General features: G+C 42.8%; 7 protein-coding genes and 1 tRNA gene. 6 read left to right on the forward strand and 2 right to left on the reverse strand.

Features of this window, described 5'->3' with window-relative positions; all coding sequences use genetic code 11:
* Positions 1–631 precede the first annotated feature (631 nt).
* From Q0541_RS10980 to Q0541_RS11005, 6 genes are all read left to right on the forward strand, one after another.
* Positions 632–1,291, forward strand: a complete 660-nt coding sequence (locus tag Q0541_RS10980; protein ID WP_298909576.1) for an HAD hydrolase-like protein — start codon at positions 632–634, stop codon at positions 1,289–1,291.
* A 131-nt stretch (positions 1,292–1,422) separates the two neighbouring features.
* Positions 1,423–3,255, forward strand: a complete 1,833-nt coding sequence (locus tag Q0541_RS10985; RefSeq protein WP_298909579.1) for a hypothetical protein — start codon at positions 1,423–1,425, stop codon at positions 3,253–3,255.
* A 529-nt stretch (positions 3,256–3,784) separates the two neighbouring features.
* Entirely contained in the window at positions 3,785–4,924 is a 1,140-nt protein-coding gene (gene gshA / locus Q0541_RS10990; protein ID WP_298909582.1) for a glutamate--cysteine ligase, read from the forward strand.
* Positions 4,925–5,242: 318 nt separating this feature from the next.
* Complete coding sequence (locus tag Q0541_RS10995; protein WP_298909584.1) at positions 5,243–5,704, forward strand: tRNA (cytidine(34)-2'-O)-methyltransferase; 462 nt, start codon at positions 5,243–5,245, stop codon at positions 5,702–5,704.
* A gap of 791 nt (positions 5,705–6,495) precedes the next feature.
* Complete coding sequence (locus Q0541_RS11000; protein WP_298909588.1) at positions 6,496–8,784, forward strand: peptidoglycan DD-metalloendopeptidase family protein; 2,289 nt, start codon at positions 6,496–6,498, stop codon at positions 8,782–8,784.
* Positions 8,785–8,949: 165 nt separating this feature from the next.
* Positions 8,950–9,023 (forward strand) — tRNA-Met (locus tag Q0541_RS11005).
* Between the two features lie 159 nt (positions 9,024–9,182).
* Here Q0541_RS11005 and Q0541_RS11010 read toward each other — a convergent pair.
* Entirely contained in the window at positions 9,183–10,064 is an 882-nt protein-coding gene (locus Q0541_RS11010; protein ID WP_298909595.1) for a DUF4351 domain-containing protein, read from the reverse strand.
* Between the two features lie 331 nt (positions 10,065–10,395).
* The coding region (locus Q0541_RS11015; RefSeq protein ID WP_298909590.1) for an amylo-alpha-1,6-glucosidase at positions 10,396–12,172 on the reverse strand (1,777 nt) is incomplete at its 5' end.

A 12,172-nucleotide genomic window follows, 5' to 3' on the forward strand; every position in this document is an offset into this window, starting at 1 on the left:
TTTTGTAGATGTTTCTCGCCTCTTCTGTTAAACCTATTGATGACAAGCTCAAAAATTTTGTAAACGAAAGTGAGGCGATATACTGGGCAAATTAGCCCGTGTAGGTAGAGGTTATCCAGTCGCCTGCGTCATTCGTGGCGACAAAATTTTATGCGTGTTTTTGCCTTTGTTGCTGCGATCGCTGTAATTGGTGGCTTGGCGTAGCTTGGTGTGGTACTCAAGAGCGATGTCTACGACGGGCTACGCCTACGCAACACACCAGCAATCTAAAACCCCACAGCTAGAAGAGACACTACGGGGTAGTGAGAGAATTATGGGGTATTGGGTCGATAGATTGCGTGTAGGACTTATCTAGTACGCACAAGTCATAGTAGCTAGTTTGTCAAGTTCTTTCAAAGTGTAAATTTTTTAAACGTTCATTTGTTAAACAGCACTTGACAGTCTACCCTAAAGGTGATATAAGACATTGCAATACCGTAAAAACACCAAGGCTAAAATCTCTAGCCTACAATAATCTCTTGTCCGTTGTTTTGAACCTGAAAGCGCAATAGTTTTCCTCCCAACACTGTTTTGAAGGACTATTTAATTGCGCGAAACAAATAATTTTTTATTTTACAGGAAAGTAAACAGAATGAAAATTTTATTACTCGACCTGAACGGAACAATTCGCTGTGGAAAAACAGGAAAGTATATTGAATGGCCCCAAGGACAAAAACCGATGCTTGGCGCAGATAAAGCTATAGAGCATTTTGCTGATCGTAATTGGCGGATTATAGGAATATCTAATCAAGCGGCAATTGCAGCCGGGTACAAAATCTTAGAAGCTACAATTGTAGAAATGCAGTTTACTTTACAGTTATTTCCTAAACTTCAAGAAATATTCTTCTGTCCAGATTTTGAAGGTAGGAAATGTGTAATGGTGTCTAGAGAAAAAACTATTAAATGTTCTCTAGATTCTGAAGAGGGATATGAATTAGTAGGTAACTTCAGAGAAATTAATTTTAGGAAGCCTGGGGATGGAATGCTTAGAGCAGCCATTGAAAAATATTCCCGGATTAATATTGAGTCTTTTCTAGAATCATGTAAAGTAGATCCTGAATATGATTGCTGGATGATTGGAGACCGTAAAGAAGATAAAAAAGCAGCAGCAAGCCTGGGGATAAATTATCTTGATGCCGAAATATGGCGGCGACAGTTTGTACCAGGAATGCACGAAGTACGCCAAATTACTCCCACCCAAGTGCGATTTTTGGAAGGAATCGAAATTGACGCTTATACCAATTCTGTGTGATGATGCGCCAAAATCAAATAGGTGGGTGCTGAAGGTGAGTTGTCATTCGCTATTTACTCAGCAGCGTGGACAAATTTGCAGTATGTACTGCGAAGTTTCAAACATCGTGCGTCTACATGGAGGTTTCGTTGATGTTTCTCGCCTCTTCTGCTAAACCTATTGATGACAATCTCAAGAATTTGGTAGACGAAATTGAAGCGCAAAGTTCTAGTTTATCAGTTTTAGCAGCGCGTCAATTTCGCTATAGCTTGCGTCAAACTCCTGTAGAAATAAATATTAAGGAACCTCGCCAGTTTAACGTACTCGAAGAATTTATCATCCGCGCTGCTATTGAATTTCAACCTCCGCCAACAGAGAATGAATTAGCCTCTGTACTTGGGCTTGATTCTGTATTTATCCAAACTACTACTGCAACTCTTCGTTCATTACAAACTCTATCAGCAACATCGCCAATTACAGTCACTCCTGAAGGGCGTTCATTCTATGAAAAAGGGTCTGTACCACAGCCCCCATATCCTGTACAGCTTAATGCTATTACAGACCCTTTAACCGACAAAATCACCTTTCAATCTGAATCCTTAAACCAGACAGTAATAAATTTGCCTGATTTGGCAGATTTTATAACTATTGATAATACAATTACTGATATTTCCGTCTTACCTCTTGAGGAAATACAAAAAAGTATTCAGGCTTCAGGTTTAGCACTTCATATGCCAGAAGATGGAAAAATCGTCACTTCGTGTAAGGTAGTGGCTTCGACTCAAAAAATTTGGAGGAAGATATCACTTTTTGTTATCTTCGATGCCCTTGAAGATAAATTGAGCATCCAAATAAGAAGTGGAAAGCAAATTTTAGAGTCAGCATCAAATTGGTTAGAAGTGCTACACGTTGAAGGCAAAATCTCTTTGCAAGCATTATGTGAATTGTCAACCGAAACCATCAATTTTGAGCGTGAAGCCATTCTCAAGCAAAAAAATACTCAAATAGAAGCTAGGCTGGAAAATATTCGCCAAAAGGCGCTAGAAAATGCCGCAAAATCCAGTAATAAAGTAGATAATTCGACAGTGGGAGGTGAAGCCATACAGTTACGCGATGGACAAATTAGCCAAGCTTTTTCAGAAGTTTTAAATTCGGCTAAAAATCAGGTTTTGATTTATTCTCCTTGGTTGAATCAGACCGTTGTAAATGAAAAATTTTTAACTATGTTACAGAAATTAGCTAATCGCAGAGTTTGGATTTTAATTGGACATGGAATTGCGCGGCGAAAAGCAGATGAAGATAAACCAATACCATCAGAAGTAGAGACAAAACTTCGAGCGGTAAAAACACCTGATGGTTTACCATTGGTACAGGTTTTTTGGTTGGGAGATTCCCATATCAAAGAAGTAATAGTTGATCAAGAAATCCATCTTTGTGGATCTCATAACTGGCTATCTTATCGTGGCGATTACCTACCACGAGGCGAGTCAGTTTATAAAGTTACAATTCCCCATCAAGTTCAGGAAGCTTATGAATTTCTCGCTAATCGCTTCCAAAATCACGCTCAAAAATTATGGGAAAATGCTCTAGAAAACCGTGATTCTAAACTGGCTGTAGAGTCTTTATGCATTTGGGGTGCGTTAAGTATGGAAGATATTGCACTCAAAGAGATACAGCAAAACAATTGGCTGGAACTTCTACCTGTATGGTTAAATGTAGCACTTCAAGGCTTAAGGTCGAAGAATATACAAGCTGAATCAGCAATTTTTAAAACAGCACTTTCGTTGCTGAATCAGGTTTCTATTGAAGAGGCTTTGACCCTGCAATTGCAACAGGGATGGCGTAAGGTTGTAGGCGCGATCGCTACTAACAATCCTAAAACTGCTTTAAACTTACTTAGTGATGAAGTATGGGCACAGTTTATCCGTCTCAATATTGTTCAAAATAAGGATTCACCCAATGATTTTATATTGCAACATAGGTAACTCGATAGCAAAAATCTTCAGCATTACACTAAAGGCTTTTACTACCGAGTTATCTATAGTTATCTCTTCATACTACCTTGTTATTATCTAAGTATGAATAACAATCCCATAAGATAAACATCATGGTGCTAGCATTATATTTGCTACCTTAATGTAATATTAATAGCTCAGTGGTATGCACGCAAAACTGATATATATCTTTAGACATATATTTTTGTTTTAAATTAGCAGACGATTTTTAATAAAAAACCCATAGAACGGAGTGTCTTTGGTCTACGCTAACTGTCTAAAACGACCGAGTTTCAATAACATACATGATGTCTATTTATACAGTGCGTGAATCATAATTAGAATATTTTTCATACTTAAGTAATAATAATTTTCCGGAAGATAGGCAATAAATCTGTCGTCCTGATTTGGTATGAGTTGGCAATTCAATGATTCTTAACCTTTGATTAACTTAAAGATAGATCCCGAAATTCGTCTTATTCGATACAATTTATAGGCAGAGAGAGCTGAGGAGAACAAGGTGGTGTTATTAAAAGGCTTTGAGATTGAGATTTACACTGGCACGCCTCAAGGTGAAATCGTAGGTCTCTCCGACAAAATTGTTGCAGCTTTGGATGGATTTATGCGAGAGCCAGATAGCCGCAACGTCGAATACATAACCGAACCATCCCCTAATTACGAGAATTTATTGTGTGCCTTGCTGGGTCCCAGGCGGGAGTTGCGAAACTACCTCACTCACTTGGGCGATTACACCTTGATACCTGGAAGTACTTTATCTTTGGGTGGGGGCGATCGCTTTCTGCGTTCCGATCCAGCAAACCCCTATCATGATTACATTGAGAACACCTACGGGACGAAAGTAGTCACCGCCAGCGTACACATCAATGTAGGCATCAGCGACCCAGAAGTATTAATGCGGGCGTGTCGGGTGATCCGGATGGAAGCACCTCTATTTCTCGCTCTCAGCGCCTCATCTCCCTTCCTAGATGGCAAAACTACTGGCTATCACTCCACCCGTTGGGGCCTATTTCCGCAAACGCCTAGTCATGTACCGTTATTCGCCAGCCACGCCGATCATATTCAGTGGGTGGAAAATCAACTCGTTGCAGGAACCATGCAAAACGTGCGGCATTTGTGGACATCAGTGCGACCAAATGGCGATCGCCGTCCCTATGACTTGAATCGCTTAGAATTGCGAATTTGCGATTTAGTCACAGATCCTATTGCCTTGCTAGCTATTACAGCCTTATTAGAAGCGCGTTTGTCGCAAGTTATCGAAAATCCCAGGATCGATCCATTAACCCAAAGTACCTTCTCTGGTGAAGAACTCGTTACCTTGACTGCTGACAACGAAGCTGCTGTTGCTGCTGGTAGTCTCGATGCTCAACTGAGGCATTGGCAAGATGGCAGAAGTATCCTAGCCAGAGATTGGATTGCCCAAATGTACCAAGATGTTTGGGTGATCGCCAAACAACAAGGCTTTAGCTGTTTCCTTTCCCCTTTACACAAAATCCTCCGCGAAGGCAATGAAGCTCAACAGTGGTTGCAATTACACGCAGTCGGTTTTGACAGCCAGCGCGTTATCACTCAGGCTATTGTCGCCACCCAAGAGCGCGAAATCGAACTCGAAGACAAATTGTGTTCGTCCCTATTAGCTTAACTGAGGAGGCAGAGGATGAGGCCCAATGCCCAAAGCTTGCATCTCCTGTCTTCAAACTAATGGTAGATTTTCTTGGAGACACCACTCACCCCAAAAGACAGAAACACTTACCTTCTCTTCATAAAACTTAATATTTCCTGATTTTAGCCAAATATCCTCTCAGTCCATTACTCTGGGAGGATTTGTGCTTGGTTTTAAAAATCTAATTGATGCATGATGCTTGATTATTATTAACAAAACCTATGAATAGCTTCTACCCTTTGGTAGATTTAACATTGACAATCAATTTTTTTATACAATACGTAGATTATACGGATAATGCCTCAGGTAGTTTTAGTTAACCCACAAATCCCTCCTAATACAGGTAATATTGCTCGGACTTGTGCCGCTACGGGTACAGAGTTGCATCTGGTGGGCCCTTTGGGGTTTGAAATTAGCGATCGCTACCTCAAAAGAGCTGGGTTAGATTACTGGCCTTATGTAAAACTGCACTATCACGAATCTCTAGAAGCCTTTAAAAGCTTACATCAAGAGCGTGGAGGCAGATGGTTGGGTTATACTGTTGGTGGAAATTTTAATTATGTCAGCTTTCAGTTTCAACCTGATGATTGGCTGCTGTTTGGTAGTGAAACCACGGGCTTACCACCAACAATTCTGTCAGATTGCGATGCTACTCTGTATATTCCCATGAGCCAACCGGGGGTTCGCAGCTTGAATCTGTCAGTAAGTGTGGCAATTGGCTTATTTGAAACCCGTCGTCAGTTAGGCTATTTACAATAGCTGTTTACCTGCATGACTATAAGTATATTTACTACTACTATCTGCAAATATCTACTAGATGAATGATTTGTGGCAGCAAAAATTTTCTGAATACGGCAGTAAAACGTAGCAAAGTATACTCAAATTCTCTTTTTTTCGTAAATTGTAGTGGAAGATACTTACAAACACAGGAAGGTTGTTATAAGAAATTTGTATATAAAACTTGGAATAATGCCAAATTTGAATGGTAGATTTTGATCAATTTGAAACATCTAAACTGGGGAACAAAAGCGCTAAAACCCAGTCGATATCTGGTATTTGAGCCATTTTTGATTGAGGAACGCTAGAAAGCAGCCCCAAATAGCCGATAGTTAATACGGTTGTTTTTTAAGGAATAATCAACGTAAAGTCTCGTGTTGAAGAAGACTGATTGGGTAGAAATATCTTGAAGATATCTACAGCAGGGGGCATCACTTTTCCAGAAGTCGCAGCAATTTAATTCTCGGCAGCGACTATGGACTTGGCAAACAGTTTGTCCAGTCCTCGCGATTGACGCAAGACAGGCGCGGATAATGGTAAAGAGTAAAATGTCCTAAGTGGTGTGAGGAGTGGTTGGGACAAGAAAACACAGCAAACTTTAAGTTTTGCTAACACGTGTGAACTTGTCTAAATCAGAGAAGCAGGTTAATCTTGCGTAAGCATCTCTGGTGAATGTGATCTTGATCTATCGTTCGTTGTGATCTAAATCATTGACTAGTATCCAATTGAAAAATCAAGGTCAGTTAAGCGCTAGTGATCATAGGAGGTCGTCTTTGAAACGAGCATTGAAAAAGAGAGTAAAAGCTGTGTTGAACAATAACCCCAGCAGCGATGATGCCCCGGTAGAACTGCTAAATGTGATGAATCCAAAAGTTAACCGCCGGGTGCGGACAAAAGCTGCCATGATTGGCTTGGCAATCTCTATGGGAGCAACCAGCCTTTTGGTGACTCGACAAAGCGATCAAGCCCAAGCAGCGGTGCCAGTAGGCAGCCAAAAGGCAACGTCAACGATTCCTGCTGTTCCTGACACTCAGGTGAAATTCGCCTCCACAAAGCTGGAGTCCCAAGCAGTCTCATCAGCGAGCGTGCCGGAAAATCCTGTGATCGTGGAACCAACGGCAGTCTCACAAGTGCCTGGGCTTGAAGCTAAATGGCAAGTCGCGGCAAATGGAATGTCTTTGCAAGTTCCTGCATTAGCAACGTTTTCCCAAGCAACAGCGGCTTATAAAAATTCCACCCACCTGAAGCCCCAAGTGGCACAGGGAATGAACAATACCTTAGCCGAAACTAGTTTCCCAACAGTCAATAATCTGTCTGATTCTAGTGCTGATGGTGTTGGTATTACAAATGCATCACTAACTGCCCAGCCACAAACAGTGGCAATATCTGGTGCAGTCAACAGTGAAATAAATGCACAACTTAAGGCGCAACAAGAGTTCGCACTGAATCGCTTACAAGAAAAATCGAACCGTTTAAGAAACAGTCTGGCACAGTTGCGCTCTGGAGAGACCAAAAATTTATCACAAGCTGATATGGGGTTGGTGCAGCCGACGACTGTAGTTGAGAAAATTGTATTAGCTCAGTCGGACACTTCTAGCGCTGCAAGCAAAGCAAAGTTGATATCGAGGTTAAAACACAAGACACAGACGACTGCACTAACACCAGCTACACCAACAGTTATTGCGTCATCGCCTCGAACAGCTTATGAAGTCAAGCCTGGAGATACACTAGCAGCGATCGCCAGCAGATACAATACTTCAGTACCAGAACTTGTTAAGGCAAATAACCTCAATAATCCAAATGAACTGCAAATTAGTCAAAAACTGATTATTCCTGCTGCTCAAGTTGAGGCAATGGTAGCGACCAAGCCCACTTTTGTAGAGTCCAGCAAAACTCCTCATGTTGCCACCTCCCCTGTCAACATTGGTAGTGCCAACTCATATCTACCTACTTCACAATCACCAACTATTGCCGACAACAGTAGCGTTAACGTCCCTACACCGGTAATTGTTCAGATTCAGGCAAATAGTGCGACCGACTTAGAAACAGTCCCCCCCACGGCTAATTCTTACGGCGTTGGGGGTGAAGGTCCAGTGCCAACAGCTTTTGCTGAAATGCAACAGCCGAAAACACCAACAAATAGGGTAGCAAGGGGAAACAATAACGACCGTTTGCGGGGCTTGCAAGGGGAAATTCAAAGGTTACAGCAGAAATATCGCGCTCAACAGTCTGGTAACTTAGTTGTGCCAGTAGCAGCTAGCGAAACTAATAATGCTGCAATGCTCACTCCTATTTCTGCCCCCAATAATTTCATAGTACCCAACCTCGCAGTTAGACCAAATAGTGTAGCAATACCAATTCCAGTTCCTACACCTATTAGTAGGTCTAACTATAGCGTTCAGCCAATTAAGCCCCAATTCAGAACTGCTGTACGCCCTACCGAGCCAGTAAACCCAGAGTTCTTGCCTAATCTAGGGTCTGCTAGTCAGTGGACTCCCTCTGGCACCCCATCGGGCACAAGAGTTGCAACGCCTCCTAAAAAAGTAAATGCCTCTGACTCCTTAGGAATGATGCGGGGAAGGACAGTTTCTCCACAGGTGATGCCACCTTTGGCAGCAGTGGATCAATATTTGCCTAGACCGATTGACGAACTGATACCTCCTCCATCTACTTCAACCTTAGCTTACAACTGGCCTGCGAAGGGCACTCTCACTTCTGGCTTTGGTATGCGTTGGGGAAGACCGCACAAGGGAATTGATATTGCTAACTCCACTGGCACACCCATTGGTGCTTCAGCTGATGGTGTAGTGGAAAAAGCAGGCTGGAACAACGGAGGCTATGGTAATGTTGTCGATATCCGCCATCCTGACGGCAGTCTGACTCGGTACGCTCATAACAGTAAGATTCTGGTGCAACCAGGTCAGCAGGTGCATCAAGGACAAACAATTGCTTTCATGGGCAGCACTGGTCACAGCACTGGCCCACACAGCCACTTTGAAATCCATCCATCAGGTAAGGGTGCTGTTAACCCAATAGCCTTCTTACCACCAAATCGCGTGTAATTCTTGACTGTCTCTAACTAAATCATTGCCTTGTTAGTTGAGGGAGGTAAACTCCCTTTTTTGCTTTCTATTACCTCAACAGGGATGGAAACTGTAATAAAATTGCAAAAGGGCTAGTTTTGAGCAAATTTGTATGCTATATTAGTTAATGATCTGGATAAATATGGCTCAGTAGCTCAGTTGGTTAGAGCACGGGACTCATAAGCCTGGGGTCGTTGGTTCAACTCCGACCTGAGCCATTTTAATAACTTATAAGTAGTGAGCAATAAGTGAAGTTAAGATAGAGTAACTTTGACTGCTCTGTAAGAGGCAAGTTTGACCTCTAATATTCAGGACTCAGCACTAACTGTTTGATGAGTTTGTAACCAGTTGAGCAAATCAGCGATGTCTACGACGGGCTACGCCAAGGCACTAAAATCTAACAAAGCCTCACCCAGTGCTTCCAATTGTTCTAGAGAAAGGCTCTGAACCTGTTCTCGAACCTGTTGTGGTAACTCACCTACCCGCTTTTGTATCTGTCGTAGTACAAGTGTTTGTGCTTGTTCCTGTTGTCCTTCCTCCTTCCCTCGCTCGTAGCCAATGCGCTCGCCTGTGGTAATGTAACTCATGGTACGCTCCTGCTCGAATTGTTTAAACTCCTGCCAAAATTCTGCTTCTAATCCTTTTGGTAAAATCATAACCCAATCAATAAAACGATAGAGGTTACGAATATCCCTTTCTTGCAGCCCTTGTTCATACAATCGCCGAATTAAACTAAATTTCCACGTTTTTCTTTCTCCCAACTGTTTAGTAATTTGCTGGGTTTTCAAATGTGCCATTACCACCGTCGCAAAGGGATTATCGCTCTTTTCTAACTCTGTCCATCGATTTTGATAATCGAGCAGTTTGACGGTTTCAAATCTAAAATGCAGACCACAATCGGGATAATTATAACCGTATTGATTTGGTCTCCAAGTCAAGTCAGCATCGCACAAAATTGATAGGCTAATGGCTGGTTTAGTAAATTTGTCAAAAATTCGCAGGTTGTAGAAAAACATCCTTTGAGCAAAATTATCTTCCGATTTTGCCTGAATTTCGACATGAATCAACAGCCAAATTTCCTCTCCTCGAATTTGCCAGACTTTGACCAATTTATCTGCATATCTTCTACCAAGTTCTGCTTCACGGGCTATTTGTTGAAATTCCTTATCAAGAAACTCGTGGGGACGTTCCCAATTAATTAGTGCTGCTGTTTGCGGAAAGAAAAATTGCATTGCTTGGGGGAAGTAAGCTTCTAGAATTTATTTCCACGGGGAATCATTATCGGCTCTTTCTCGTTCCTCGCTCATGTGATTGGTAGATTCATGTTCTTGATAATTAAGATGTGAGCAGCCGATATTTTTCAGCAGGTTAGAAGTTCCTCGGTCAAGAAAATTATATACAAAAGTCAGCAAACATAGATTTTGGGATCAAAACTACCTTTTGATGATGCTATTTTACTTGAACAACTAAATACTTTATCGCTGAAAAATTTTTATCAGAACAACTGGAAATTCAGCCTATTGTTACATTTTTGGGATAAAAATTTACATATAGTGAGTGGTGAACTATGGCTATCTCTTCTACTCAGCACTATTTAATGTGGCGGATGACTTCAGCAACTGACCAAGCTTGAGCGATCGCTCCTCTAGGTGTATGAGGTGCATCGCCATCAAAAATCTCAGAAATAGAACCAAGACTTGCGTCAAATAGGAAGTGAGCTAGCAGAGGTTGCCAATCAAAAGGCAGCGATTGTTGCGGATAAAAACGTTGCCAAGCACGAATAAATGGGCCAATTAGCCAAGCCCAAACAGTGCCTTGGTGATAAGCGCGATCGCGTTGCTCTTGGTTACCCTCATATCTCCCTTTGTATTCGGGATCTCCCGGATCGAGGCTGCGAAGACCATAGGGGGTAAGCAAGCTGGCAGTTGCCAAATCTAATACTTGACACCCTTGCTGTGGAAAAAACCCACAATGGTGCAGTGACAGTGCCAAAACGGCATTAGGACGAATTTGAAAATTCCGGTGATCGTCTGGCTCAATAGTGTCGTACAAATAACCTAACTGAGGATTCCAAAACTTTTGCAGAGAGGTTTTCACCTGTTGTGCTTGCTGAGTATAACGTTGTGCTTGTTTAGTCAGACGCACTGGATCGCCAAACTTAAGCTCACTTAAGCGTTCTGCCCACTGACTCAGCCAACATAAAGCTGAATACCACAGCGCATTAATTTCCACTGGCTTACCATGACGGGGAGTGAGAGGATGTGCCTCAATCACCACATCCATCCAGGTGAGGGCTACACCACGAGCATCCCAACTAATTAGCCCATCAGTAGCATCAACCTGGATATTGTAGCGTGTACCACCAACAAAGGCTTTGTGAATTTGTTGGACTATGGGGAATTGCTCTGCCAAAAATTCCCAGTCTTGGGTAGCTTCTAAATAAAGTCCTAAAGTTTCAATCCACCACAGTGCCGCATCGATACTGTTATAAAATGGTTCGCCATCGGCATCAGGAAATGCATTAGGAATCAAACCGTGGCGACAGTAATGCCCAAAAGTCCCTAATACTCTTTTTGCCAGGTCAAAGCGCTGTGGAACTAGTGCCAATCCAGGTAAGGCGATTAATATGTCGCGTCCTCGGTCATTAAACCAGTGATAACCAGCAATGATTGTGGGGCCTGCAATTGAGGCTCTATAGACGATAAACTGATCGCTTGCTTTGAGTAGTTGCTGCCAGATTGTAGATTGGGGATTGGGGAACTCGGGGCCCCCTCTGGGGATAAGGGGTAATGGGCATTGAGGAGCCAGCGCTGTAGTGAGGCAGTCCGGTCTTCTCCCAAGGGGAGACGATGCCGCGCATAGCGCAGCGTTAGCGAGTCCGCGTTCCTTGCGCGTCTCGTAGAGAGCGTTTGGGGGTTTCCCCCAGGAGGAACTGCCGAAAGGGTTTTCCGACTTGAGGCAACTGGCGTCATGGGGCATAAGAGGCACAGGTCTAGGGATGGGGGGCAAAGGGGAGGGCAGAGAGATTCGATTCTTTATTACTCCTTTGCTCCTTTGCTCCTTTGCTCCTGTGCCTCCCTCGCTCCAGCCAAAAATCTGGCAGAGCCGGTCTTGCTCTGCTTCCACGGCTTCTGCAAAGGTTTCGGAGGTGAGAACACCTGCCATCGAGTCGGGAAAACCTACTCGTGCTTCTAGAGTCACCGCATCTCCTGGTTGCAGTGTGACTATCAAGTAACCAGGACTGTAGAGGTCTTCCTTGTTGCCTAATCCCCGTTTTGTCTCCTCAGGCAATCCATAATTCCAATACCAAACTGCATCTGGTTGATAATTTCCTTGTGTCCAGCGCAAGTGCCAAGGTATACCATAA

Origin of the sequence: uncultured Nostoc sp. (assembly GCF_937863485.1) — a bacterium.
In the GTDB taxonomy this organism is placed as follows: Bacteria; Cyanobacteriota; Cyanobacteriia; order Cyanobacteriales; family Nostocaceae; genus Nostoc.